The following is a 24,897-nucleotide window of genomic DNA, read 5'->3' as shown; positions in this document are numbered from 1 at the left end:
TTGTATTACTCGAATCGTCCTCCACGGCAAACTGAACTTCGACGCTGCGATCACCCATCCAAACGACGGGGTGGCGTCCAGCCAACTTCGAAGCAATCGCCGAACTGAGAGCCGGGTGGAGCGACATTGTCGTTTCAACTTTGACGTGGGCAACCCAGCCCTGAATGGCAAGCTCAAGAGGCACAGGGGTCGTCGACAGGTCGGGAAGCTGGTAGTCAGACGTGGCCGCCGCCTCCAGGCTATCGGCTCTGCCGATCTGCCTGCGCGCTACCACATCTACCGCATTCATTCGATCGCCCTTAGCCTCAGTTGTGTGTTTATTACTCAAAACTACTCTATTATAGAACGCCACGTTCAATTAATAAAGCCAATTTCCAGGAGTTAGCTTTCCTACCCTGATTCCAGTCGCATAGATGGTTGGACGGTCCTCGAAATCTATTACTTCGCGTGGTCGATCAGAACCTTTTTCGCCTTGTCCATGAGCGCGTCGTAACCAGGTGTCGGCCAAGTCAGATCCGTCGAGTACGCTGAAATTACCGCAGGAATTATCTTGTACACTGCGTCGTCGACCAACCTTGGCCCAATAACATGCCTTGGCTGTCGATCACGATAGAAACACTTCCCGATAATTATCTGGAAGCTGCCGTCCGGATGAAGCTCCAACTCCAGCGTTAAGTCGAGCAAACTACTGTAGACGGCGAACTGCGCAGGACCGAGTTTTCCCGACCGCTGTAAGACCGCTGCCGCGAGTTCAGCTCTATCCATCTGAGCCCCGGATGCGAGGCTGAGCGGACGGGACAAGCCATCCTCGGAGGACAACGACCTGACGACCTCAAGCTTCAAGTCGGTGTCGAGTTTCGGGTCCCCGTCGTAGCGATGCACTAGCCACATGTAGAAGTCGCTCTCGACGATGAAGTCGCTACTGTCCATCTCAACGGTCGAGCTGGAATCGATTGCGGCGAAAGACTGACGTAGACCATCGTTCACATATCGGGCAATCTCTGTTTCGTTGCGTGACGTAAAAACGCCTTCGTAGACGTGGGGAGTGCCAGATTTCGCAATGACGAGATCCACCGCGTTGAAGGTGTGGACATCGAGGGGGTCTGCGGTCGCACCTTTGTTTGCCAACACCCGCTTCGCCTTCACGTCGACCGCGTCCCAGTAGTAGCGGGCCTTGAGCATTCGCGGTAAGCCCGAGTGGCCAGCAGCGACCAGCGGCGGATGCACAGCCGGTCGATGCTTGGACGTCTTACGAAGATCGTCAGCATCGTCATGGACGCTCCCCCACCCTCTGGAGGGCACGGTGGATGGGTACAGCTGGCCTTTCAAACCAATCGCGAGTTGGTCGAGGCTGCGTTTGGATTTGAGCCTGATTCTGCTGCAGTGCAATTGCCCCTCGGCAAGATTGGACATCACACTCTCCTGAGCTCGAACTTCTTCACCGGCGATGATATCGGCATCAGCCGGTGTGACAGCCACGGCCACAAACCGTAGATCGTAAAATCGTATTCGCACTTTACCTGGACGAGCGACGCGCACCCGGGTTGCGCCTCCAAACTCACTTCTATCCAACTGGAGTCGACGTCGGTTTCAAGCCGATTCATTTGAAACCGAACCTCTGACGACGCAACGACGCTTGCAGTGTTGTGTTGGTTGCCGGTCATCTCGTCGACCAGGAAAGCCCTTTGCGACGGCGCAAGGCGGACAGACGCGAGCGCGCCGTTTCGCTCACAGAGAGCCCTTAAGGCCCACGCGACCAGCGAGTTGCCCTCGCATCTCAACTTCAGCTCGAAGACTTGAATCCGTCCATGGTTTGCAGCGGGATACGCGAGTTGCGCTTCTGGACCTGAAGTCTCCACTCGATCCTGCACCCAATCGATTCTGATTCGTGGTCGCGCGAAGATGCGGCCAGTAACGAAATACACAGCGGCGGCACTTATCAAGATGTTCACGAGGTTCTTCGCGATTTCCCCAACGTCGCCGTACCCGTCAGTGAGCTTTGCTAGGTATGGGTCAACGTACCGAAACAGCACCAGAGCTGCCGCCAGCTGAAGCACGCCGTAGATCTCTTTCACACGATGCCAACTCGTCGCGACGTCTCCTGCAAGCTCGATTTGACAAGCGATGTGCTCTGATCATCGTGGACCGTCACCCAGCCGTTGCGCCGCAGCGTCATTCTGCCCTGGCCTCCAACAATAGCCATCTCGACCCCAACCACGTGTGCATCGCGCGCCTCGACCCGGAAGAAGGACACCACCTTGTCCGCCGGTGCGCTACGAAGGAGCTGGATTGCCTCCTCCTGCACTTCTCGATCACGCTCCAGGTCGCTCAAGGCCAAGAACTTTGAGCTCACCAACTGCAGCGCAGTTGCGCTGAAGCCGTACGAACGTAGGTCGACTGTGGCTCGGAGTAACTTCTCGGTGCCGATCCTGATCGGCAGCCCAGGGGCCGACGCCTCGTAGTCGGCATACGAGTTCGATGACAAGCCTGGCCCCGGCTCAGCCCAGATGAGCTGCCTCGACTCGCGCGGAGACACGCGAGCGAGAATTTGCGTGTTGGCCATGCCCCAATACTGCCTCAACCAACTCATTAGCGAACCCTGGATCAACGCACCACCGGCAAAGTGCCACCTAGCTTGAGATAGCCACGTCCCGCTCCACGACACAGCTCGCCCGTAGTCTGGGTGCCGTAAGGCCGAGGCCGCCCCGGTTTCGGACACGGGTGGCTGACGACGAAAAACCAGTGATTGAACTCGCAGGCTCTGCTAGTAGCCGTATTCCTGCAGGTAACGTTACACAGATCGCCTTCTATCTCCGTGGCGAAGGAGAGCAGCCTCGGAGGGTGTGGCGCTCAAGATCATACTCTGCGGTAGGTGCTCCCCGCCCTGCGACAAGCCTGCCCCTCGGTTCAGGCTTCACCGCTGGATGGCCACCCCAGCCCCGCGCTGACGCCTTCACCCAAGTAGGAACCGGTATCCGGAACGGAAGGACCGGATATCTCGTCCTTGCCCGTGCCAATGCCGCCAAACAACCGTTGAACTTTTACTGCATGTTGACGGCGACGGTCTAATTATTTGCCCTCGACCTCAGTGGCAGCTCACTCAGATATATTTGGCCGCTGCGGCCTAAGCGATCAAAGGCGACGTTCCCGTCCGCGGCTGGTAGGAACTCGGAAACGGACCACTCTGAAAGGCTAGAAAACTGGGTCCGCATAGGGTGGGGTCACTCAAGTTTCCGCTGTGGTGGGAGGAGTGACGTCAAGTGCCGACTCCATCGCCAGCTTTGCTTCTCGCGCCCATGAGCATTGTCTCGCGAGGCTCGTTGCTCGGAATCAGTTTGGTGGTGCCGATCAGAAAATTCCGAGACCGAAATACGTCGCCCAGACGACTCCGAGTCACTTATTAGCCCGCGCAAGTTTCGCCACGACGATGTGCTTGCTCCTGAACTTCCGTACCGGGCTCAACAGAAACTAAGTACGAAAGTACACTCAAGTTTCAATATCACAACTATCCGGACCCACCAGCACTTCACTGTCATGCGGGTCGTAAACGTACTCATCCTCATAAGCAGGCAAACCCGCTATAGTTCGACCTCTGTCGTGATAGTGCGCGAGTAGGCGTGACGGGTCGACGTTGTCGACCTTCCATACGCACCCATCCCGGATCTCGGGCTTGTAATCAACCCGATACTGAACAGCATCCTCGTAGGTGGTCGTCCAAGCCCACCCAAGCCTGCTCATCCGCTCGGAATACCGATAGAGAGTTCTCGGTAATTCACACACGCCCCGATCAGCAAGCTCGTCATTTTCGACGGATAGATAACCGGCCTCAGCGAAGAGCACGCGCCATTCATCCGGCCTAAGGCGTGTGAGCTTTTGATCATTATCAGGATCCGGGAACGTCACTCCCGGAAGCTGCACCAAACCGTCGTTGATTGTGATCCACAAATCGTGTATTGCACGACCGAGTAGCTCACCGGACATCCGGTGTCTCAGATCCCATAAAAGAACTCGGGGCCAGTCGACGTCAGCGGGATAATACTGCCAAATTTCACTGTACTTGCGCAACCACTCATCGTAATCAATTGGCCCGTCCACCATGTCGTCCTCCATACACTGGTTCTGAAAGATAGTTCAATTCTTAGGCATCATCGTGCGCAGTGGTTACCCGAAATTATGGCCGCCGCGTTATGATCACATCTGAGGCTCAGAGGACATCCACTCAGGCCCTAGATATCATCGATGACAGGATCTATCGAGCTTCGCGGCGGTGACGCTGCCGTCCTGTGCCCGCCTTCCGAGAAACCTTCACCGACTAGCCGATCCGCCCGAATAGTTGACGTCTTGGTCATCGATTCCCCCCGCGCGTCCAGCAGGACCCCGATAGCTTCCGCGTTTTAGAACGTTTCGAGTGCGGGAAACTTCACGTTCCTTACGAGCGAAGCTGTCGGATTCTATATCTCCATCGAGCACAGCATGATAATGATCGTAGTATTTTCTCGTTCTCTCATGCACAATCGACCACTCGGTTGCTTCCATCAGGTCGCCGGCGTTCCAAGAGGCGAACATTTTCTCTGACATGTTATATCCACCGCCAGCGATAAATAGCCCTGAGACGGATTCGCGGGCTTGGCCCAATTTACCGACATATCTCTCAAGCTGCTGAAGATCCTCGAGAGTCGCGGCGTGAGAAGCACGCTTGATCTCGATGACGACATATTCGGAGTCTGAGCTTAACGCCAAGAAGTCATATCGAGTTCGGTCGGATGGGTCCAGGTCTACATCACCCCAATCTCGCAACTGCTTAGAGATAGTCTTCTCTTCTGCAAACGTTTGCCACTCTGGATTTATCAGCCAGGGAAATGACGCGACGAGGTCGTGTAAGTTGTCACCGCCGATCTTCGGTGCTGTCTCGGGACTGTCTTCTACAAGCATCTTATGAAACGTGTCCAAAATCTCGATGCGGCCACGGACCACTTCAAGAATGGCGCGGCTTTCGAGGACTTTCCAGCCACTTAGATGTGACACTAACTCAGTTAGATGCAATGGCTCGTCATGGACCACGCGCTCGAGTTCGTCGATATAGTCATGGAAATGTCGGTACTCAAATGCACGAACGATTGTGTCGGCAAGTTCATGCAACTTTTCGTGATCAGTTTCGGACCATCCCAACTTCCTAATGAACTGACGCACTCGTTTCTGAGACTCGCTATCGAGATTTCCAACCCGGTCGGCTATATCGGGTGATTTCATGATGAGATCTTCAGTCGTATTTTCCCTAGACTTGACTCTTTCCAACAGCAATTCTCGAGTTTTGTTGGCTCCCCACGTTCTGAGGGCGCTCGTGTCCTCGTCTTCCCAATCGATCTCCTGCCGATCCGTGGAAATCCGATCTGGTTCATCGCCATCGCCCGAATCTAGGAAGTCAGCCTCGATGACGCCCGTCAGATACTTCGTTCCGTGTTGGCCAGACGCCGAACTCTCCACTCCGAAGAAGAACGGCGGCGCCTGCGCAGTCTTACCGTTTACGAGTAGGGTAAAGCCCTGCAACTGGGGCTGCAAAACCGTATCTGAGAAGCCGGCCCACCATGCAACTTCATTTCCGTCATTTAAGGTGGCTCGCAGGTCAGCTTCATCTTCAGCAGGCCAGCGCTGAGAGAAATTTAGGACCGGCTCTTGCAGCTCAGTCCCATTGACATGTATCGACATTGCGCCCTTCACTGCCCTACTAAAGCGGCGTGAAAGTGACTCATGTAAAGCTCGGATGTCCGGCGGAGTTTTGTGTTTTAGATCAGACATCACTATTTTGGAGCCTGAGGAACCTGACTCTGGCAGTGACGTTGTTACTGTCCCCGGGATCTTATGTTCCGCCGTGTCTCCGTCGTCAGCTTTCAATTCTGTACTGTTCAGCATGAACGCTGTCGTCGTTCCGTCGCGCCACGTCTCGACCAGCATTTCCTTGCCAATCCCAAAACCAGCCAGTTTACCGACGCCTTTTCTTCCCATTATTGGACGGCCCGCGGGTCCACGTTGACCGTCAGAACGTCGGTTTCGTCCAATCACAAGGTATGCATTCTGGATCTCGTCTCCAGTCATGCCGGATCCGTTATCCATAACAACAATCTCCGACGTCGTCTGATCGTAGCCATCCGGAGTCGGAATCGTGATGTCGACTCGATCGGCACCCGCATCCCACGCATTTGCCACGAGTTCGGCAAGGGCAATATCTCGGCGCTTATACATCTGGACGCCCAGATGTTCAAGGGTTCTACCTAGAACCTTGATCTTGAAGTCTCGTGTTACAAGCGGGGGGGTCATTGGCGCAGCATATCGCTGAAGATCGGCCTTCCCAGTGGGTTGCCGCAAGAAGCTTGCTGCAATCTGGTCGAGCAGACCGCGCGGACCATGGACCGTCGCCCGTGCCGGCGGTCGGCGCAGGCGAACGCGTGCCGGAAGCAAATTTGTCACCGGTGCCCCGTACTATCGAGCTGTGCACACAGTGATTGACCTGTTCGCCGGTTGCGGCGGCATGACCAGCGGTTTCGTCGCCGAAGGGTTCGCGCCCAAACTCGCCATCGAGTTCGATCTGCACGCCGCCGCGACATACGCGGCGAACTTCGGTGAGGATCACATCCTTTACCGCGACATCGCCTCGGTAAAGGCATGTGAGATTCCGAAGGCGGACGTCGTCATCGGTGGGCCGCCATGCCAGGGCTTCTCGAACCTGGGGTCCAAGGACATCGGCGATCCGCGCAACCAACTCTGGCGCGAGTACCTGCGAGTGGTAACTAAAGCCAACCCGAAGATCTTTGTGATCGAAAACGTAGATCGGTTCATGCGGTCACCAGAGTTCCAGCTGCTCTTAAGGGAGGTCGACGGCGGATCGTTGAAGAACTATCAGCTGTCGTACGGTCACCTCAACGCTGCGGACTTCGGGGTGGCACAGAGACGGAAGCGAACTATCGTCATCGGGTCAAGGATTGGGTCCATCGACCTGCCGGAGCCAACTCACGCGCGTGTCCCCACCAGCAAAGACGTGGCAAAGTGGATTGGAACACGGCAACGGATTGGCAGGTTGCCCGAAACCCCGTTCACCACAAATCTTCCACAGTCAACCGTCGAGTTTTTCGGTCAAACTGTGCCCGGCACGTTCAAGGGTTTGGACATACATCTGGGCCGAACCCCGACACCCCTGTCGCTTGAACGTTACGACCACGTGCCACCGGGCGGTGGCCGATTCGACGTGCCAGCGCACCTCCTACCACGATGCTGGCGCGAGAAGCCGACAGGAACGACCGACGTAATGGGACGTATGCGGTGGACTCTTCCCTCGCACACAATCCGCACAGAGTTCTTCAAGCCAGAGAAGGGCTCGTACCTGCATCCCCAGTGGGATAAAGCCGGCAAACACCGCGTTAATCGCCCGATCACCCACTACGAGGCGGCCCGTCTTCAGGATTTCCCAGAGGATTTTCTGTGGTGCGGTACAAAAATCCAGATAGCCAAGCAGATCGGTAACGCCGTTCCAGTGGGACTAGCTAGGAGCATTGCGCAGCACATATCTCAATACCTGTAGACGAACCGTATCGGTATGCGTACAACCGGTATCCGAGGCGCCTGAGGCTGCCGGCATGATCGACGGATGCCTGACGATAGCTACCTGTTTGACCTCGAGACTGCGAGTACGAATCGCGGCGAACATCCAGCTGATGCACGAGCGGCAGCGATGCGGCGTACTAGGAACAGTTTTCGTTTGCATCCGACTCCAACCGTTCCGATGTCTAGAGTCCGCTTCCGACCCAGTGTGACAAAGTCCGCTGTAGAAGACGCCTTAGAGCCCTTGATTGCATTCTTCGAGGACGCCGCTGATGGGCGCGAGCGGTTTCGATGGACACTTCGAGACTCGCTCGATGAGATACTCGACGGTCAGAGGACGGGACGTTGGTGCTACCAACATCTGAGGAAGACTGAGAAGACCTATCTTGGTACAGCGATCGAGATCAATTTGACTCGTGAATTCGAGATTGCTGACGGCGATCACCTCGATTGGCGGATCGCCGACTCCGAGATCGACTGTAAGTTTTCTCGCGACATCGGCGGCTGGGAAATTCCGATGGAGATGTATATATGTCACGACCACGGCGGACAATCGGCCGACGCGAATCATCCAGCAGTGCTCACCTGGATGAACGATGACACCAACGAATGGGCTGCAGGCGTGCTTAGGATTACTGATGACGCTCTCCGTTGGAAAAAGTCAGGTTCCGGCGCTGCAGCCCGCGCGTACAACCGTGATAACAAGCGGCGGATCTCAGATGCTGCGCTTGGACAAGTTGCGTGGCTCTGGGGTGGTATTCAAACCGACCTACCTCCGAACCTGCTCCTTCAGCTACCTGAGGCAACTAGAGGCAATATCTTGCGCACCGACTCCAGCGGACAGGGGCGGGTTAACGACCTTTTTCGAGCTGTTCAAGACCGTCTGATTAACCGTCAGGTAGTGCTGACAGTCGGACAGCAGGACGATGCACCAAAACGAGCCCGAGATGCTCGCATTCGTCTTCGAGACGAAGGAATTATCGTTCTCGGGCATGCCGTGCCACATCAGACTATTGCGAAGGCACTCGGCATTGACTTACCCAGGAAAGGGTCTTGGATATCGACCCGCGTGGCGCCCGTCACCGATACCGATCCCAGCCGCCGTTTCTTCCTAGATGGCCAATGGTGGACGAAAAGCGATAGCGAAAAAGAGCCGTCGAGCGCTCCCGTCTTCCCTGAGAAGTGGGACGAGCTGCGGATAAACGGCTGACACGTCGACAATGACCCGTAGATACAGTTGGGCTCGCAAAACCCACGCATCGCCACGGATCACTGCGGTGTCGCGCATTCTTGTATTTACGACGTGGTGCTCGTCGTCAGCATGTACCGGTGCGGCCTATGTCTTGAATTCAAGGTCTGACCAGTAGAACAAGCTAAAACGACTGTATCTATCATCTGTTCTTCGAGTAGCATTTTAAAGGATGACCGGTACACCCACCCGGTGTTTTCCCATTTCTTTAGGATGTACCTCGATTTTATATTGACGTCAACACCTGTCGCATTTTCCGGCTTTGTTAAGAATCGCGCAATATATTCTCTAGATCACGAACGGCATCCGTTGGTCATTCAGTTGGCGGCGCAATTTTAATATCATCCACGTGCTCATGTTTGAGATCTTCCAGGAGACAGCAAGACCGCACAACACGGTCGGCCATTTCACGAGATCCCACAAGCTCCACCAAAGCTGCAATCGAGGCGTCCGCCACAGCGCCAGGCGTTGACAATCCAGCCCTGTCAAAAGATATTAGCTGGGTTCTAGAGAGATATGGGAGCGCGATGCCCAGTTCTAAGCAACTTGCAGGTATTCCCAGTTCGAGTCTGACAATCGTCCGATCGGTCAACTTTGCAGTTTCAATTGCAAACTCCGGAAATAGCTCTGCAAGAACCTCCTTGACGGCGGGCAACAGATCGCGGGTGCGATCAGATACGCTTCGTACAGATCCGGCCATACTCGGTCGCTGCCATGTGTGTTGGTTGAGTTGATGTTCGATCAACGGCATCTCGATGCCGTTGATCCAATAAATTGCTGCGGATGCGCGCTTCGCTCGACGAACACTACCGGCAATTTCCAAGCCTGTAGTGCGGATTGCGTTGATCAGACTCGCAGGAACTTGCTGTTGCGCAAGCACCTGAAACCATAGTGCCGATTCTTTGCCGCCACCATTCTTATATACGGTCGCGGGAATCCATGTCTCGTCAAGTTCACTTGTCAGCTGGGCTGCCGCGATTAACGTTGTACTCTTTATTGCACTCGGATCGATAGACCGTAGCGAGTATGAAAGCCGGGTTATGGAATCCACATGCACCCCAGACTCGCCGGTAAACCTGCCAAGTGGAGTCAAAACATATCCATTCGCCTCGTTCCTTATAAGACGTGCCGACTCCAACTGTGAAAATGCCGCTTTCAGTGCCCTCGGACTCCACTGAGCCTGGCCACCCGCGCGATGCTGATGGGCGGCAAAGCTGGAGTCCAGAAAGGAAATGACGTCATCCTCATGGATTGCACCGACGGTGTCCGGTTCAGATAGTGCAAGTACACGGAGCATGAGAGTGCGTGGATCGCCGTCAGCTACGAGCTGCGAGTCAAGAGGCTCCAGTGTTCCGTTTACGTAGTGCGTCCACGCGCTGCCGGCGTCCAGTACTCCCTCCGGGATAAGGTAAGATTCGCCTAGTTCAGTGTATCCCAAACGGCCCGCACGCCCGACCATATTCTTATATTCGGCAACTGTATAAGGATTGTCAATCGGGTGAGTCAATCCAACTATTATTACCGCTGAAGCAGGTGTATTGACACCCATAGCTAATGTCGGTGTCGCCACTATTAGATCTAGTCCCGAGCCCGGGTCACGAAATGCAGTTTCGAGGGCAGCCCGCTCAATGCGATCTAAATCAGCAGTATGGAATGCGACACCCTTACTCAGCACCTCTTGCAAGGCCGTATTGCTAGTGGAGACTTCGCCCCCCGCAATCTCTTCCAAAATTTTGGGCAACGATTTAATTTGTAAAGCTCTAGACAGATAACGTGAGCATGCAACTGCTTCGCCTTTGGTCTGACGAAATACAATAACCTTCTTACCTTCGCCAATTAGCTTTTGGACGAGCGGGATCAAAATATCGCGAGTCTTTCCCGTGTAGGTGGAAACATGAACAAAGTGCTGTTCGACACGCTCAAGACCGTCTACGTCGAGATAACGTAACCTGCCAGTTTGATCCAAGACGCCTTCACGCAGTGGCACGGGTCGCTTATCTGTGTGAAGATTCTTGCCGCCAAGCCAGACGTCAAGCCCTTGCAAATCTCCCACTACGGCAGATAATGTAATTATCTGAGGGGTCCCAGTCTGGCCACGACGATTGTTCAGCATCGTCAAAAGAAACTCAAGATTCGATCCGCGACTCTTATCAGTTAATGCTTGGGCTTCATCGACAACCACGACTGAAGCCATACCAAGAACATGTGGATTGCTCAGTGCCAGGTGCGACATTTTTTCGTAAGTCAGCAATGCAAAGTCGAATTGTCCGCGAAGAAACTCGGATACTTGGTCGCTGTAATCACCGGTAGCCCGGATAGTCTTAATCCCACTAGCAGCGTACAGCTCGTCGAAGTATTCGAATTTGTCATTGACGAGCGCCTTCATAGGAAGAAGAAAGATCGTTCTACCGCGTCGGGCTGCAGCTTTTAGAGCAGCGAGCTCTCCGATCATTGTCTTGCCCGATGATGTAGGTGCAGTAACAACTACACTGCAGTCGTCGAGAAGTCCGAACTCGTTGATTGCTTGCAACTGTAGAGCGTTCAGAGACTTAACCGATCCCGCCCAAGCATCGAGAGTAGTCTGAGCTATACCGTACGCAACAAGTGATGCCGGGTCAGACGTAGCCGGTTCTCGGATTCTATCGGGAAATAGGGCGTTATATGCATCGCCCGGCCGAAAAACCGGCCAAAGTGGAGTACCGTCAAACTGCCCGCGCATAGTAGGAGTCTGTACATAACCCATCTGACTGGCATCCGCAGTTACTCGTTCACTCACATAGTGAACCAGATTAATCAAGTCAACTCGTCCGTTGATTTCAACACCCTCAACGCCCTGTAACGCTTCTAGCAGACGGTATGTAAATAGACCATGACCATGCTTCGCTGATTCGAACGCCTCTTCATCATTTGCTGACGCAGTGAATGCAATTCTACCGGTTCCTGTAAAATGCGAGAGAACCTCTACAGGATCGGATATTTTGAAGTCGCGAGAATTGATTCCTGATGAAAAAACGCGACTGCCTATGCCACCAGAAAAGCAGCAATCTAGAGCACACAATACAGTTTTGCCTGGAATTTCAGACAGCGAAGTGCCGATCTCTTCAAGAGGTATCGTCGTACCCGCCAGGCTTCCCACGTCCGTATCATGACAAATTACTTGATGCCTGTCAGAACCGTGACCCGCATAGAAGATCACGACTATATCATCGTCACTGCTATCCTCGGCAAGCTTAGATAAGGAGTTCCGAATCGCGTCAGCTGTTGCGCCTGAATCGGTGAGGAGCATATGTGACTGGCCATCAAGAGTGTCGGAGAATAGAGCGTGAACCGCCTGCGCGTCACGCACAGCACCTTGCAGCCAGCCGATTCGACTATCTTTATACCTGTCAATCCCAATAAAGAGTCCGTGAAATTTCATGCTTCAACCTTTCTTGCCTACTCGTCTATATTAGACCCGGCAAGTGTTGCAGCTGCCTTGCTCCTCGACGATACCGAGTCAGCCTATCTGCAAGCGCTGGCGGGCACCGCACCCGCGAGACCAGGTTTACACCGGCGGGACGTTCGGCTCAATATTCTCACGCTCCAGGAGCGGTTGCCCCGATCGCCGAGATTGTTATGCCCGCCGCGTTCGAGGTTCTCGACTGGAATGATCTTGACGCAGCGCTCATGGGATACCCCTTCGGCCTACCCCTGGTGATCGCAACTTTTCCTGCGAAGCTCTCCTCGGCACCGAGCGGCTCTGCAGCATCTCCGACGAAGTCCAATTCCGCAATAGCGTGGTGTATGAACCTCGCACACAGTCTCACCCGGTATCCCACGGATGAGACTGTGTGCGATTTCGTCGCCCAACTCCGCGACGGCAGCCCCGACTTCGCTCGACTGTGAGAGCCACACGCCGTCGCAGTCGCCCCGCCCATCGGAGGACGCTTCGAAACACCTCCGCTGGAGAGATCACGGTATGCTGCGATTCGCTGAAACTCGTCGAACTCGACCAGCACCTGGTCCTCTACACCGCCGCTAGCGGCACCCCGGGTGCCGACAAATTGGCGCTCCTGGCAGTTCTCGGACACCAGAAAGTTGACACCAAGACAGATCAGCCGGAACCGCTCAGAGTGAAATCAGTGAAGCTTTCCACGTGAAGGCAGCGGCGAACTGTCAGTACCCAATGCTTCGATGGCGGTATGTCACGACTCGACGAGGGGTTCCCGCCGCCCACGGCCTGTGTGCAGTGGTGTCAGCACCGCAGCTACGACCTGCACGTCCTCGACGACGGTGTGGAGGTGGACCTGGATTGGTGGAACGGCCACCTCGACCGAGCAGGCCACGATCTGCGACTGCGCGGCCGCAACCTCGACGGTGAGATCGTCGAGTACGGCGGTGCCACCGTTCAGCGGAACGATCTACGGATCGGCACCGATCTGGCTGTAGGCGAACACGATTCGCTCGGCCTACTGTTCCTCTGCGCAGCGTGGCAGGGCAGCCATCGACACCGCAGAGCGATGCGACGATTCCCGGACGTCATGAACCCGCACCTCAGCCATCCCGACGAGAACCCCGTCGCCAAGACTCTCGCGGTGCTCGACAGCTGCGTCCGCAATCGCGCAGTGCCCGACCATCCGAACTCGACCTGGTCCGGCTGGCCCGACGCACCGGGCGTCGGAATGTCTCTCATGGCCACATTTCTGTGGGCTGTGAAGGCATCGGTCTACGGCGGGCCGGCGCAGCTGATCGACCAATACGGAGTCTCGACCCTCATCCACGAAGGATGGCTCGAAGACCCGTCCGTCACCGGATTCACCCGTCGCCGCTACGACCGCTACGTCGAACTCATCACCGCATGGGCCGCCGACATCGGCACCAGCCCAGAACTCGTCGAAATGTAGCTCGTGCAGCGCTGGAGCGCCCGACTCAACGAAGACCGCTGCCAGTCGCTTCTCGGCATCGGTGATCTCGTCGAGCCCGAGGAGTTTGGCCAGGGCGTCGTGCAGGGTGGACGGCGTCGCGTCGAACAGGCCGCCGATTTCGTCGTAGGACAGGATTGGGCGATGTAATTCGACGGCAGACTTCCACCCAAGTGCATCGGTACCGGTGCTGCGCTTCTGTTTTCCCACCTGAGTCCAGGTGGAGCATCCCTTCAGCGTGGCATCGGAGGTCCAGTCGACGCCGACAACCGTCGGTTCGGACCCTTCGATCGTGAGCCCCACCCGCACCTCACACGGATCTCCCTGATGCAGATTGCGCCAGGTGTCGGCCCACAGCTTGGCCTTGTTCTCCCAGCGGTAACTCGAACCGGTGATCGCGAATTCGAGTGCCTCGGCAAAGCTCGACTTTCCCGATCCGTTGCGGCCACTGACGATCGTGATGCCCGGCGCGGGGTGTAGCTCCAGCGCTGCCTTGGGCCCGATACCGCGGAATCCCGCGACCGTGATCGAGGTCAGAAATGCACCGACCGGCTCTTCGACGAGCTGGCTACCCGACGGCTCCGGAACGTGCGGGGTCGAGATGCCGTCGAGCAGCTCTTGTAGTGCTGTCGGCCCTTCCAGGGCTGCGAGAACGAAGTACTTGGCCTCGTCGGACACGTCGATGGCCTCGATCACCACGTCGACGAGTGGCCTGTCGACAGCATTGTCGGCAACGGGCACCGGCACTCCCCTGTTCGTTCTGATGGCTAACCAGACCCCACAGTTCCATATGGGACTTACAGTTCGCAGGCACATGAACCATCTCCGATTCACCGACAGCTCGGACCGATAAAGGTTGGTCTCAGGAAGGCACGAACGTGGGGATCAGGTTCAGGCCCCCGCACCGCAGTCGACGGGCACGATCGCCCCGGTCACCGCGGAAGCCCTGTCACTCAGCAGCCACGCGGCGGCCTCGGCAACTTCGCGGGCTTCGGCTATCCGACCCATCGGTGACGCAGCGCTACTGGCCGCAATGACACCGGGTGTCTTCGCCTCCCATTCGTCCATCATTTCTGTTGCAGTTCCTCCGGGCATCAGACCGTTGACCCGGATACTCTCAGGGGCCCAGGTGACCGCTGCTGTTTCGGTGATGCTGTTGAGCGCCCGCTTCATCGCCCCGTACGCCGGAAGCGGCGGAACTGCGCGGCGGCTGCCGATGCTCGAGGTGTTCACGATGGCACCGCCTCCACTCCGACGCATAAGGGCGGCTTCGGCATTCATCGCGGTCCAGTGGGCGCGGAAGTTGACGGTGAACTGCTCGTCGAGGTCGTCTTCGGTGGTGGTGTCGAGGGGACCTATCTCCTGCTGGTTGACGCCACCGTTGTTGAACGCGCCGTCGAGTCGTCCGTGCAGCTGCTCGACGCGGGCGACGGCGGCCCGGATGCTGTGAGAGTCAGCAAGGTCCATGGAGACTGCGTCGGCGGTACCCCCGGCCGTTCGGATTGTCGTCACGAGCTGATCGAGCGCGTCGACGTTGCGGGCGGCGAGGACAACAGCAGCTCCTTCAGCCGAGAAAAGTTGAGCCGCAGCGGCACCGATTCCTCGACTTGCACCGGTGATGAACATGATTTTTCCGGCCAGAAGGCCGGCTGTACTGGAAGCTGTTTCGGTGGTCATGATGCAAGCATCAAGGCTTATCACCAACGGATACAGGCACAAACGGTACTAGGGTCCGACGCTCTACTCGGGGCACAATCGAACTCATGGACAAGCAGGAACTCGGGGCGTTTCTCCGTAGCCGCCGCGAAAAGCTTCAACCGCAGGATGTCGGTCTTCCGTCCGGCCCTCGCCGCCGGACCCCGGGTCTTCGCCGTGAAGAAGTAGCCGTGCTCGCACATATTTCGACGGAGTACTACGTGCGCCTCGAACAGGGCCGCGCACCACGACCGTCGGCAGAAGTGCTGGCGGGGATCGCGGCTGCCCTGTGCCTCGGCGACACCGAGTCCGACCATCTGCACGCGCTGGCGGGCACCGCACCCGCGAAATCAGGTGTGCACCGGCGCGATGTTCGGCCCAGCATCCTCACGCTCCTGGAACGGTTACCGCAGACCGCCGGCATCGTCATGTCGGCCGCGTTCGAGGTACTCGCCTGGAACGATCTCGCCGCAGCGCTCATGGAAGATTTCGGTGCCCTGACCCCTCGTGATCGCAATCTTGCGCGCAAAGCTTTCCTCGGCACAGAGCAGCCGAGCGAGCGGCTCTATGGCATCTCCGACGACGTCCACTTCCGCCACAGCGTGGTCAACGAACTCCGCACCGCACTCACCCGATATCCGACAGACGGGACTGTGAGCAACCTCGTCACCGAACTGCGCGAGGGCAGCCCCGACTTCGCGCGACTGTGGGAACGACACGACGTTGCAGTCTCCCCCGCCCTGCGAAAGACCTTTCGGAACACCCCCGTTGGAGAAATCACGGTGGACTGCGATTCGCTGAAGCTCGTCGAACTCGACCAGCACCTGATCCTGTACACCGCCGCTGTCGGCACCCCTGATGCCGACAAACTGGCGCTACTGGCAATGATCGGACATCAGGAAATTCATCACCACGACAAACCAGCCGGAACCCGCTCGGAGTGACAGCAGCCTTCGATCTGTCGGTACCCAATGCTTCGATGGCGGTATGTCACGACTCGACGAGGGGTTCCCACCTCCCACGGCCTGTGTGCAGTGGTGTCAGCACCGCAGCTACGACCTGCATGTGCTCGACGACGGTGTGGAGGTGGACCTGGATTGGTGGAACGGCCACCTCGACCGGGCGGGCCACGATTTGCGACTGCGCGGCCGCAACCTCGATGGAGAAATCGTCGAGTACGGCGGTGCCACCATGCAGCGCAACGATCTTAGAATCGGCACCGATCTGGCTGTAGGCGAACATGATTCGCTCGGTCTTCTGTTTCTCTGCGCGGCGTGGCAGGGCAGTCACCGACACCGTAGAGCGATGAGGCGATTCCCGGACGTCATGAACCCACACCTCAGCCGTCCCGACGAGAACCCCGTCGCCAAGACTCTCGCGGTGCTCGACAGCTGCGTCCGCAACCGCGCAGTCCCCGACCATCCGAACTCCACCTGGTCCGGCTGGCCCGACGCACCGGGCGTCGGAATGTCCCTCACGGCCACGTTCCTATGGGCGGTGAACGCGTCGGTCTACGGCGGGCCGGCGCAGCTGATCGACCAATACGGTGTCTCGACGCTTATCCATGAAGGATGGCTCGAAGACCCGTCCGTCACCGGATTCACTCGTCGTCGCTACGACCGGTACGTCGAACTCATCACCGCATGGGCCACCGATATCGGCACCAGCCCCGAGCTCGTCGAAATGTGGCTCGTGCAGCGCTGGAGCGCCCGACTGAACGAAGCACGACACGGCCGATACACCGCACCCACGTTGTTCTAAAACGCTCGAACATCACTGCAGCTCAACCGTATTGGTCAGAACAAAACAGGGGTCATCATCCGCTCGTCACCATCCGCACGTGCGGGATTCCAGCGTCCAGGTAGTTCTCCCCCACACGAACGAATCCGAAGCGGCCGTACCACTCTTCGAGGTGCGCCTGCGCGGAGAGTTCGACAACCCCGGGATACGCCGTCTGTGCCGCTTTTACGAGGTCTCCGGCATAGCCCCGACCCCGTGCACTGGCGGCGGTCGCGACTCGGCCGATGTGAACCGTGTCGTCGACGAGGACTCGAATGGTCGCCAGCACCTCACCGTCATCGTCCTGCATCCAGAACAACTCCGTCGTCGGAAGCAGGTCCGCGCCATCGAGCTCGATGTCGTCGACGATTCCCTGCTCGTGCACGAATACCGCGACCCGAAGCGCCATGATGCGGTACAGGGTGTTCTGGTCCACGCGTGCCAGCGGGGCGTGATGGAGAGTGGGCATGGGGTCCGTTCTGTCGAAGGTAGGGACAAGGTCACCGGTCGGTTGCGGTACTGCGGTCGACCACATTGGCGATCGTGCGCCGAGCCAGTCGTCTCTGCGTCGCCGGCGGATACGTCTCGCGATCGAGCACCGCCAGGACCACGATGCCTTCCACTGAGGTAGCAATCTGCAACGCGTAAACCGCGGCCTCGGCATCGGTGATGTGAGTGCCGAGCTCGGCAACGAGACCGGCGATCCGGGTGAGCCACTGACGCGTGTGGGTCACGTGGGGGTTTCGCAGTTCGTCGTCCGCGATCGCCGCCGCCGCGAAGCCCGTGAAGATTCGGGCTTCGACAATGCGCTCGTCGTCGAGCGGAAGTACTGAGCAGACAATGGCATACAGACGCTCCGCCGCGGACCGCGTGCCACCGGCACCGGCCTCGTCGGCCCGTGCTGCCGTGCGCTCGAACAGGGTCTGTCGCGCGTGCACCAACATCGCAGACCGGGAGCCGAAGCGGTGCATGATCAGACCGGTGGTGCAGCCCGCCCGAGTCGCGACCGCGCGCACCGTCGTAGCCTCGATCCCCAACTCCGCGATCGTGTCCCACACGGCCTGCGAAATGCGGTGCCGTGGGTCGTCCGCTTCGAGTGTCACTCGTTCCCACCTCCCCTCTCGCCGTAACACTTGTTACGAACGAGCGTAACAGGTGTTACGGCGAGCCATCTTCCGAACGCCACACGAAGGGGTTGCCCAGACGCACAATCCGTTTTACTGTTATTCCGTAATTACGGAATAACAACCAAGGAGCTCGAGATGCGACGCCTCACCCTGGTTTCGGCAGCCTGCGCGACGGTCCTGTTGATGAGCGGATGTGCCTCCGCCGACCCCGACACAGCCGAGGCCGCCACTCCGACGCCGGAGAATTGCGCACCTGTCACCTCGACCGACCTCGCCACCGAAGACGGGTGGATCGGACTGATCGATCAGGCACCCGACACCGTCGGCCTCGTCATCGACGACGGCCGCGGCCGCACCGTCGAGCATCGGGCCGACCAGGAGCAGGTACTCGCATCCGCGATCAAGGTGGTGCATCTCGCCGCCTACGCCCAGGCCGTCGCGAACGGCAGCATCGACCCGAACGAGCAAGTAACGCTCTCGGATTGGGAGCGCTGGTACGTACCCAACACCGATGGCGGTGCCCACCCGAATGCCCTGAATCGCTTGGGAATCGCAAACAGCGGCACCCATGCAACCGACCCCAATGCCACGGTCCGCATCGACGACATCGTCACGGCCATGATTCAGGAAAGCGACAACTCCGTCCCCGACTACCTCCGATACCGACTCGGCGACCAAGCCATCATCGACGCAGCCGCCACCGGAAGGTGGGAGAACTTCGAGGTGCCGAGCCTGGTGGCCGACATGCTGTCAGTATTCGACCCCGCCCTCGCCGACGAGGACCGCTGGGAGACCGCGCAGAAGTGGGCATTCGATCCGCAGTTCCGAGCCCAGGTCGACGCAGCCGTGCAACTACCGACTTACGAAGACCAGGCCACCCGCGTGCAGAACAACTTTCGCGGTGCCTCGGCGGAACAACTCAATGGACTGTATCGCGCTTTCACGGACGGGACGTACGACACTGCGTCCGAAACCATTCTGCGCCAACTGGAATGGCAACCCGCAGGTGACAGCGTTCTCGGTGTCGGTTTTAAAGGCGGCAGCCTCCCTGGTGTGCTGACCCAGGGATTCGAGTTACGCCGCACCGACGGAACTGTCGCTACCGCAGTGTGGCTGATCGACGGCATCCCAGGGGACAAATTCGATCAAGCCATGGCCGGCATCGGAGTCCAGCAGCAACTCATCCTAGAGGCGATGCAATCGCCGGACGTTCTCGACCGGATAGCCTGCGTGGTGTGAGCGCAGAGTTCGAGTCGAGACTGGCAGAGCTGGAAGCCCGCGTCGCCGAGCTGGAACGACGCGACGCTCCCGAGCAGGTCGATGCCGCCCCGTCGACGGGCGGCATCGTGGCCTACCAGGGCGACGTGCATCTGAACGGAACGGTCCGCTGGGACATCAGCTACTCCCCCGACGCCATCGTCGACCTGCCCGTTGCCTCGATGTCGGAAGTGCTTGCTGCACTGGGCCATCCGGTTCGGTTGCAGATCGTACGAACCTTGCTGCGCGGTCCGGCGAACGCGGCTGATCTCCATGCCGCGGTGGGAGTCGGCTCCTCGGGCCAGATCTACCACCATCTCAAGACGCTGAGCTCGGCGAACATCGTCGAACAGCACGGTCGCGGGGAATACCGGATAGCACCCAAACGAGTTGTGCCGATTCTGGTTTCGATGCTCACCGCCGCCGACATCGCGGGAGACCTCGGCACCTGAGGCCTTACCCGATCAGGGAACCAGCACTATGCCGGCACCGGGGAGAAGAGTGTCGAGGTACGGCGAGCCCCACTCGGCACCGTACGAGTAGTCGCGAGAATGCGTCACAGTCACCACAACAGGCCCTGGACCGGTATTCGCTACCACCTCGAGTGGAAGGTACTGCTTACTGAAAAAGTTGTCCGCGGGCGGAGTCGGATCGTCCTGCCAATGCCGAAGATCGGCGGCACCCGTCGCGCCTGTCGCGAGGTTTCGCCAGTTCAGGTTCAGATACCGGTAGGGATACTGGTCCGCGAACGGGGCAATGTTCGCGGCCGAGAAGCGTGCGACACCGGGCTCGTCGCCCACAATAGCCTTCATCGGAATGGCCTGGAACAGGCCACCGGGGACGGCTCCGGGAGCTATCTGGAAACCGGTCACGATGGGCACCTGCAGGTTCGTCACCTGAGGGGCGGCCGCTGCCGTACCCACTCCGATCCCGAACACCAGGGGCACAGTCAGTACTGTTGCTACTACCGCTCGCCGCAATGACTTTCGCATACTGCATACCTTTCGTCTAAGTCGCACAATGTGATTCCGATTTGTACCAGAATCGGCCCCAGCGCCTCAGGTTGAAGCTGAAACATCAACTGGCTGTTGAGTGTTATTGCCTTCACCCTCTCAGGCGAAATGTCCGATGTTCATGTCGTATACCGATTCGTGACGGGGTCGTGACCCGACGGACGTTAACAGACCGATCGGACCGTTCGATTTACCTGCCAAGAGGTGACGCACTCTGCAGCCACCGGTGAGGACGAACGAATGAGGCAAGTCCGCAACATCGTGGCCATGTGTGCCCTGGTCGCCGCTACCACCCTGACTCTTACGGCCTGCGGGTCAGATGCACCGACCAGCACGGATGCAGCGCCGGTCACCAGTGCCGCTCCCGCTCCGTCAGCCGGTGGCTCTCCCGACACGGGTAGTGGGACCGGTACGGACGGGCCGGCCGTCGAGACTCCTGAGGTCATGACTCCGGCGCTGGAGCAGCCCACCGAAGCGGGACCTGCTGCCGTTCCACCTGCCCCGAACCGTGACGACGTCAACGTCGACGCACGCGACTTCGAGGTAGACGGTGGCCAGTACTTCTTCCAATCCCCCAGTGGGAATGTGTTCTGCGCATTCAATTCATCCAATGCCCCCGGAACGATCGTGGGCTGCCAGGTCCGCTACTCCGTACCGGGCAACACCGGACGCGAGTGCCTCAACACCGAGAACAACACCTACGGCGTGCAGATCACACAGGACGGCACCGTCGAGCAGATCTGCACCAACCAGGGAATCTTTTTCGGCGGGAATCCCGGCCCACGAGTCCTCGAATACGGCCAGGTCATCGGAGTGACAGGCAACTTCTGCCGGTCCACCGAAGCCGGCGTTACCTGCTACGACGGCGACAGAGGCTTCATGATCTCCCGCGACGTCAACATCGCTTTCTGATGAAGGAGCTCCGAATGATCCGAAAAAGTGCTCTACTCGCGTCCACTGCTGCAATCGCCTTCGCGCTGACCGCCTGCGGCGGCGAGGAGGCCCCCGCGGCTGCACCGACCCCCGCCTCCAACGCCGCATCAGCAATTCCTGCTCCACCGCAAGTGACCATTGCCAACCCGCCGGTCGACACCACGGACACTGCCGCGCCGAAGACCACGGATTCATCGCAGAGCAAGCCGAATCCGGTGAACAACACCGCACCGATCACTCCCGTCGACCCGGCCCTCTACACGGCATACGGCAACGAGGTGGGGTGGAAGTCGCCCTCGGGCAAGATCTACTGCAAGATCGGCTCTTCCGAATTCGGGTCCGGTTGCCAGTCAGGAGATGCTCCGGTACCGGACGGCGCGAACTGCGTCACCCCGTCGTTCACCATCGACCAACTGAGCAAAGGCTTCTACATGACGCCGGGCAAGGTGACACCGACCTGCTTCAACCAAGGCGAATTCGGCGTCGAAAACGCGCGGACGTTGGAATACAACACCTCCATCACGTTCAATGGGCTGACGTGCTTCTCCCGCGTCGAAGCGATGGTCTGCGACGCCGGCGGCGGGCATGGCTTCGTGTTGTCGATGCAGCAAGCGACGTCCAACTGATGACGGGACACAGCAGGCGAATGGCCCTCGTCGCCATGATGTTTACCGGCATTCTCCTGACGGGATGCAGCAGTTCGGACGAACCGACCGATGCGATGCCGTCGGTCATTCCCACCGTCGTCGCGGGTGCGCCGGCGACATCGACCGAGGCGGCACCGCAGGTGACGGTGGCTCCACAGCCGGGCAGCAGCGCATCCGAGACCGATTCTGCGACAACACCATCGGTCGACTCTGTGCCGATCACTCCCGTCGACCCGGCCCGATATTCCGCTGTCAACAACGAGGTCGGATGGAAGTCGCCGTCGGGCAACATCTATTGCAAGCTCGGCTCCACCGCGTTCTCGTCCGGCTGCCAAGCCACGGACGCACCCGTGCCCGACGGCGCGGACTGCGACAAGCCACCGTTCTCGGCCGACGAGATGAGCAAAGGCTTCTTCCTGGACCCGGGCAAGGTGACGCCGATGTGCTTCAACCAGGGCGCTTTCGGGGTCGAGAACGCGCAATCACTGGACTACAACACATCGATCTCGCACCTCGGCTACACCTGCTACTCCCGAGTCGACGCCATGGTCTGCGACGCGGGCGGCGGGCACGGCTTCGTGTTGTCGGCCCAGCAGGCTACGTCCAACTGATCAGCGAGCATCATCCCGTCGAGGCTCCATGACGAAGTCGTCCAGATCGGCTCGCCGCGTCATCTCCCAGTAGTCGACGATGCGCCACGGCAGCGTCGAAACCACCCGTCCGGCGTCGTTGCGGTACCAGTTGTCCATGCCGCCGTGCGACCAGATCATCTTCGCGTGCGCCTCGTCGTGCTTACGGACGTACTCCGCTTCCACGTCGGCCTTGCACTCGATGGCTCCGATCCGCTTGTCCACCATGTCGATCAAGACATCGACGATGTAGCGCACCTGACATTCTGCGATCGTGATGTAACTGCCCCCGTGGCCCAACACCGTTCCGGGACCGCAGGTGATGAAGAAGTTCGGGAAGTCCGGAACAGTTATACCGAGGTACGCGTGCGCGTCCTCCGGGCCCCAGATATCTCGAATGGACTCCCCCGCTCGGCCGCGCACGTCGATCGGCGTCAGCAGCTTGTGAGTCTCGAAGCCCGTCGCGAGGATCACCACATCGACCTCGGTCTCCGAACCATCGCGCGCTACAACCGAATTCGAGGTGATGGACGCGACGGCGTCGGCGACGAGGGTGACGTTGTCTCGCTTGAGCGCGGCGTACCAGCCGTTGTCGAGCAACATCCGCTTGCCGAAGGGCGGGTAATCGGGAAGTGACTTCTCGATCAGGTCCGGCCTGCCTTCGAGCTCGCGTTCGATGTAGCGGGTGAAGACGCGTCGATGCGCGTCGTTCATCGGGTTGATCGAACGCCGCGGATGCTCCCACTCGGGATCGACCTGCAGCGAGCTGTGCACACGATCGTTGAAGTTCCAGGCCAGCCGCGTCCGGTACCACAGCCGATACAGCGGAACAACGTCCATCAAGTAGTTGGCGTCGTCGCCCATCTCGGTGAAGTACACGTCGCTCGACGAGACCCACTGCGGCGACCGCTGAAACACCGTCGCATGCCCCACCGTCGACGCGATGGCCGGCAACACCTGCATGGCACTGGCCCCGGTTCCGACGATGGCGACGCGCTTACCGGTCAGATCCAAATCGGCCGGCCAGTTCGCGGTGTGGAAGATCGGGCCGTCGAACGACTCGAGCCCGGGAATGTGGGGCACCTTCGGCCGATTGAGCTGACCGGTAGCGGTGATCACCACATCGGCGGTCAGGATCTCGCCGTCGACCGTGGTGACGGTCCACCCTTGTCTCTGCGCGTCGTACTCGGCGGTCGCCACCTCGGTGTCGAAGCGAATACGTTGCCGCAGATCATGTTCGGAGGCAACGTCGCTGAGGTACTGCCACACCTCGTCGCGCTTGCCGAAGTGCGTGCTCCACGCACGCGGCGCGAATGAGTAGGAGTACAGGTGACTGGGGGTGTCGACGCCGGCACCGGGGTAGGTGTTCTCGAACCAGCCGCCGCCCACGTCGGAGTTCTTCTCGAGCACTGTGTGACTGATGCCCGCCTCGTGCAGCTTGATGGACGCGAGCATTCCCGAGACGCCGGCACCGATCACGATGACCGACAGATCGTTCGGTGCAGCCACCGGAGTGTCCGAGGCGGTGAAGCCCATGTCTTCGGCAACCATGACGCCGAACTCGGGAGGAACCTGCTCACCGACGGCCACGCTGATCATCTCGACCAGGTGCTCCGAATCGGGTGACGGCACCGCCATGGGCGCACCCTCGTGGAACGCGCAGATCGCGTCGAGCGCTGCGGAACGGATGCGGTCGGCAACTGCGTCGTCGAATCCGCCTGTGTCGTTGTTGTCCATGCCTCGACTACGCGTGGGGCGATACGGATCTGCGAGCCACGTGGGATCGCCGGTCAACTGATAGAGCACCGCCACCAGCGTGGGCAGGTTGGATGCGGTGAGAGCGCGCGAGAGCCGGTCTCGATCGATCCGGCCCACGGTCTCCGCTGCCGTTGCTGCGCCTGTGGACACCGGTACCTCCTACTGCTTCAACCAACTCCGACAGCTCAACTAACCACGGTTAGGTAATTTGCCGCAAGGGTTTCGCGATCTCAAGATTCACTGCACTTCAACCCTTGACAATGTGGCCCACGCCACATGATGCTTCATGGCACTACCTAACAGCGGACAGGCGAAG

General features: G+C 58.8%; 23 protein-coding genes and 1 pseudogene. 12 read left to right on the top strand and 12 right to left on the bottom strand.

The features are described 5' to 3' along the window. Positions 1–438: 438 nt before the first annotated feature. From CH262_RS25815 to CH262_RS25795, 5 genes are all read right to left on the bottom strand, one after another. On the bottom strand, positions 439–1,479 hold the full coding sequence (locus tag CH262_RS25815) for a hypothetical protein (RefSeq protein WP_143547176.1): 1,041 nt from the start codon (positions 1,477–1,479) through the stop codon (positions 439–441). Further along, positions 1,413–2,075 carry a hypothetical protein gene (locus CH262_RS25810; protein ID WP_094718801.1) on the bottom strand — a complete coding sequence of 221 codons (663 nt, stop codon included), beginning with the start codon at positions 2,073–2,075 and terminating at the stop codon, positions 1,413–1,415. Before CH262_RS25810 ends, CH262_RS25815 begins: the two co-directional genes overlap by 67 nt. Further along, positions 2,072–2,563: a hypothetical protein gene (locus tag CH262_RS25805; protein WP_143547175.1), complete on the bottom strand. Its 492-nt coding sequence runs from the start codon at positions 2,561–2,563 to the stop codon at positions 2,072–2,074. The genes CH262_RS25810 and CH262_RS25805 overlap by 4 nt, the downstream gene beginning before the upstream one ends. 923 nt (positions 2,564–3,486) lie before the next feature. Then, positions 3,487–4,110 (bottom strand): hypothetical protein, encoded by a 624-nt coding sequence (locus tag CH262_RS25800; RefSeq protein ID WP_094718799.1) that lies wholly within the window; start codon positions 4,108–4,110, stop codon positions 3,487–3,489. A gap of 195 nt (positions 4,111–4,305) precedes the next feature. After that, entirely contained in the window at positions 4,306–6,315 is a 2,010-nt protein-coding gene (locus tag CH262_RS25795; protein WP_094718797.1) for an ATP-binding protein, read from the bottom strand. 172 nt (positions 6,316–6,487) lie between these two features. Between CH262_RS25795 and CH262_RS25790 the strand changes: the two genes are divergently transcribed. Continuing rightward, a complete protein-coding gene (locus CH262_RS25790; protein WP_094718795.1) occupies positions 6,488–7,573 on the top strand; it encodes a DNA cytosine methyltransferase in 1,086 nt (361 codons plus the stop codon). Positions 7,574–7,801: 228 nt separating this feature from the next. Then, positions 7,802–8,803, top strand: a complete 1,002-nt coding sequence (locus CH262_RS25785) for a NaeI family type II restriction endonuclease (RefSeq protein WP_256988996.1) — start codon at positions 7,802–7,804, stop codon at positions 8,801–8,803. A gap of 352 nt (positions 8,804–9,155) precedes the next feature. On the opposite strand, the gene CH262_RS25780 is transcribed toward CH262_RS25785, so the two are convergent. Continuing rightward, positions 9,156–12,260: a DEAD/DEAH box helicase gene (locus CH262_RS25780; RefSeq protein ID WP_094718792.1), complete on the bottom strand. Its 3,105-nt coding sequence runs from the start codon at positions 12,258–12,260 to the stop codon at positions 9,156–9,158. 412 nt (positions 12,261–12,672) lie between these two features. Here CH262_RS25780 and CH262_RS28485 point away from each other — a divergent pair, with 412 nt between their 5' ends. The 3 genes from CH262_RS28485 to CH262_RS28365 are packed head-to-tail and all read left to right on the top strand — an operon-like array spanning position 12,673 to position 13,893. Then, on the top strand, positions 12,673–12,981 hold the full coding sequence (locus tag CH262_RS28485) for an MmyB family transcriptional regulator (RefSeq protein ID WP_373453800.1): 309 nt from the start codon (positions 12,673–12,675) through the stop codon (positions 12,979–12,981). A 42-nt stretch (positions 12,982–13,023) separates the two neighbouring features. Continuing rightward, on the top strand, positions 13,024–13,725 hold the full coding sequence (locus CH262_RS25765) for an 8-oxoguanine DNA glycosylase OGG fold protein (protein ID WP_256988995.1): 702 nt from the start codon (positions 13,024–13,026) through the stop codon (positions 13,723–13,725). 3 nt (positions 13,726–13,728) lie between these two features. Then, positions 13,729–13,893, top strand: a complete 165-nt coding sequence (locus tag CH262_RS28365) for a hypothetical protein (protein WP_306436804.1) — start codon at positions 13,729–13,731, stop codon at positions 13,891–13,893. A 183-nt stretch (positions 13,894–14,076) separates the two neighbouring features. Here CH262_RS28365 and CH262_RS25760 read toward each other — a convergent pair. Both CH262_RS25760 and CH262_RS25755 read right to left on the bottom strand, forming a co-directional pair. Beyond that, a pseudogene (locus CH262_RS25760) lies at positions 14,077–14,559 on the bottom strand (AAA family ATPase); the annotation flags it as partial. A 75-nt stretch (positions 14,560–14,634) separates the two neighbouring features. Continuing rightward, positions 14,635–15,420 carry an SDR family NAD(P)-dependent oxidoreductase gene (locus CH262_RS25755; protein ID WP_094718789.1) on the bottom strand — a complete coding sequence of 262 codons (786 nt, stop codon included), beginning with the start codon at positions 15,418–15,420 and terminating at the stop codon, positions 14,635–14,637. Positions 15,421–15,506: 86 nt separating this feature from the next. Here CH262_RS25755 and CH262_RS25750 point away from each other — a divergent pair, with 86 nt between their 5' ends. Next, positions 15,507–16,382, top strand: a complete 876-nt coding sequence (locus tag CH262_RS25750) for a helix-turn-helix transcriptional regulator (RefSeq protein ID WP_094718788.1) — start codon at positions 15,507–15,509, stop codon at positions 16,380–16,382. A gap of 43 nt (positions 16,383–16,425) precedes the next feature. Next, positions 16,426–17,199 carry an 8-oxoguanine DNA glycosylase OGG fold protein gene (locus CH262_RS25745; protein WP_094718787.1) on the top strand — a complete coding sequence of 258 codons (774 nt, stop codon included), beginning with the start codon at positions 16,426–16,428 and terminating at the stop codon, positions 17,197–17,199. A gap of 55 nt (positions 17,200–17,254) precedes the next feature. Here CH262_RS25745 and CH262_RS25740 read toward each other — a convergent pair whose 3' ends face one another. Together CH262_RS25740 and CH262_RS25735 are read right to left on the bottom strand one after the other, a co-directional pair. Next, positions 17,255–17,686, bottom strand: a complete 432-nt coding sequence (locus tag CH262_RS25740) for a GNAT family N-acetyltransferase (protein WP_094718785.1) — start codon at positions 17,684–17,686, stop codon at positions 17,255–17,257. 31 nt (positions 17,687–17,717) lie between these two features. Then, positions 17,718–18,320, bottom strand: a complete 603-nt coding sequence (locus tag CH262_RS25735; RefSeq protein ID WP_179275116.1) for a TetR/AcrR family transcriptional regulator — start codon at positions 18,318–18,320, stop codon at positions 17,718–17,720. 159 nt (positions 18,321–18,479) lie between these two features. Here CH262_RS25735 and CH262_RS25730 point away from each other — a divergent pair, with 159 nt between their 5' ends. Both CH262_RS25730 and CH262_RS25725 read left to right on the top strand, forming a co-directional pair. Next, positions 18,480–19,583: a serine hydrolase gene (locus tag CH262_RS25730; RefSeq protein WP_094718781.1), complete on the top strand. Its 1,104-nt coding sequence runs from the start codon at positions 18,480–18,482 to the stop codon at positions 19,581–19,583. Then, a complete protein-coding gene (locus CH262_RS25725; protein WP_094718780.1) occupies positions 19,580–20,053 on the top strand; it encodes an ArsR/SmtB family transcription factor in 474 nt (157 codons plus the stop codon). Before CH262_RS25730 ends, CH262_RS25725 begins: the two co-directional genes overlap by 4 nt. 12 nt (positions 20,054–20,065) lie before the next feature. Here CH262_RS25725 and CH262_RS25720 read toward each other — a convergent pair whose 3' ends face one another. After that, positions 20,066–20,593: a hypothetical protein gene (locus CH262_RS25720; RefSeq protein WP_094718778.1), complete on the bottom strand. Its 528-nt coding sequence runs from the start codon at positions 20,591–20,593 to the stop codon at positions 20,066–20,068. A 261-nt stretch (positions 20,594–20,854) separates the two neighbouring features. On the opposite strand from CH262_RS25720, the gene CH262_RS25715 reads away from it, so the two are divergent. From CH262_RS25715 to CH262_RS25705, 3 genes are read left to right on the top strand one after another with little or no spacing between them, the layout of a single operon-like run. Further along, a complete protein-coding gene (locus CH262_RS25715) occupies positions 20,855–21,526 on the top strand; it encodes a hypothetical protein (protein ID WP_094718862.1) in 672 nt (223 codons plus the stop codon). A gap of 14 nt (positions 21,527–21,540) precedes the next feature. Further along, on the top strand, positions 21,541–22,173 hold the full coding sequence (locus CH262_RS25710) for a hypothetical protein (RefSeq protein ID WP_143547174.1): 633 nt from the start codon (positions 21,541–21,543) through the stop codon (positions 22,171–22,173). Continuing rightward, a complete protein-coding gene (locus CH262_RS25705; RefSeq protein WP_094718776.1) occupies positions 22,173–22,805 on the top strand; it encodes a hypothetical protein in 633 nt (210 codons plus the stop codon). Before CH262_RS25710 ends, CH262_RS25705 begins: the two co-directional genes overlap by 1 nt. Here the strand turns inward: CH262_RS25705 and CH262_RS25700 are convergent, their stop codons facing one another. Further along, a complete protein-coding gene (locus CH262_RS25700; RefSeq protein ID WP_179275115.1) occupies positions 22,806–24,731 on the bottom strand; it encodes a flavin-containing monooxygenase in 1,926 nt (641 codons plus the stop codon). It abuts the gene before it with no gap. Between the last annotated feature and the right edge of the window lie 166 nt (positions 24,732–24,897).

It is taken from the genome of Rhodococcus sp. 05-2255-1e, assembly GCF_002259025.1.
Taxonomy (GTDB): Bacteria; Actinomycetota; Actinomycetes; order Mycobacteriales; family Mycobacteriaceae; genus Rhodococcoides; species Rhodococcoides fascians.
This window is presented reverse-complemented; position numbering and strand designations above follow the sequence as displayed.

Excerpts from the sequence above, each read along its gene's own strand:
- CH262_RS25710 (WP_143547174.1), top strand. The coding sequence starts at position 21,541 with ATGATCCGAAAAAGTGCTCTACTCGCGTCCACTGCTGCAATCGCCTTC.
- CH262_RS25720 (WP_094718778.1), bottom strand. The coding sequence starts at position 20,593 with ATGCGAAAGTCATTGCGGCGAGCGGTAGTAGCAACAGTACTGACTGTG.
- CH262_RS25800 (WP_094718799.1), bottom strand. The coding sequence starts at position 4,110 with ATGGAGGACGACATGGTGGACGGGCCAATTGATTACGATGAGTGGTTG.
- CH262_RS25705 (WP_094718776.1), top strand. The coding sequence starts at position 22,173 with ATGACGGGACACAGCAGGCGAATGGCCCTCGTCGCCATGATGTTTACC.
- CH262_RS25740 (WP_094718785.1), bottom strand. The coding sequence starts at position 17,686 with ATGCCCACTCTCCATCACGCCCCGCTGGCACGCGTGGACCAGAACACC.
- CH262_RS25750 (WP_094718788.1), top strand. The coding sequence starts at position 15,507 with ATGGACAAGCAGGAACTCGGGGCGTTTCTCCGTAGCCGCCGCGAAAAG.
- CH262_RS25780 (WP_094718792.1), bottom strand. The coding sequence starts at position 12,260 with ATGAAATTTCACGGACTCTTTATTGGGATTGACAGGTATAAAGATAGT.
- CH262_RS25745 (WP_094718787.1), top strand. The coding sequence starts at position 16,426 with ATGTCACGACTCGACGAGGGGTTCCCACCTCCCACGGCCTGTGTGCAG.
- CH262_RS25805 (WP_143547175.1), bottom strand. The coding sequence starts at position 2,563 with ATGGCCAACACGCAAATTCTCGCTCGCGTGTCTCCGCGCGAGTCGAGG.
- CH262_RS25795 (WP_094718797.1), bottom strand. The coding sequence starts at position 6,315 with ATGACCCCCCCGCTTGTAACACGAGACTTCAAGATCAAGGTTCTAGGT.
- CH262_RS25765 (WP_256988995.1), top strand. The coding sequence starts at position 13,024 with ATGTCACGACTCGACGAGGGGTTCCCGCCGCCCACGGCCTGTGTGCAG.
- CH262_RS25730 (WP_094718781.1), top strand. The coding sequence starts at position 18,480 with ATGCGACGCCTCACCCTGGTTTCGGCAGCCTGCGCGACGGTCCTGTTG.
- CH262_RS25755 (WP_094718789.1), bottom strand. The coding sequence starts at position 15,420 with ATGACCACCGAAACAGCTTCCAGTACAGCCGGCCTTCTGGCCGGAAAA.
- CH262_RS25715 (WP_094718862.1), top strand. The coding sequence starts at position 20,855 with ATGAGGCAAGTCCGCAACATCGTGGCCATGTGTGCCCTGGTCGCCGCT.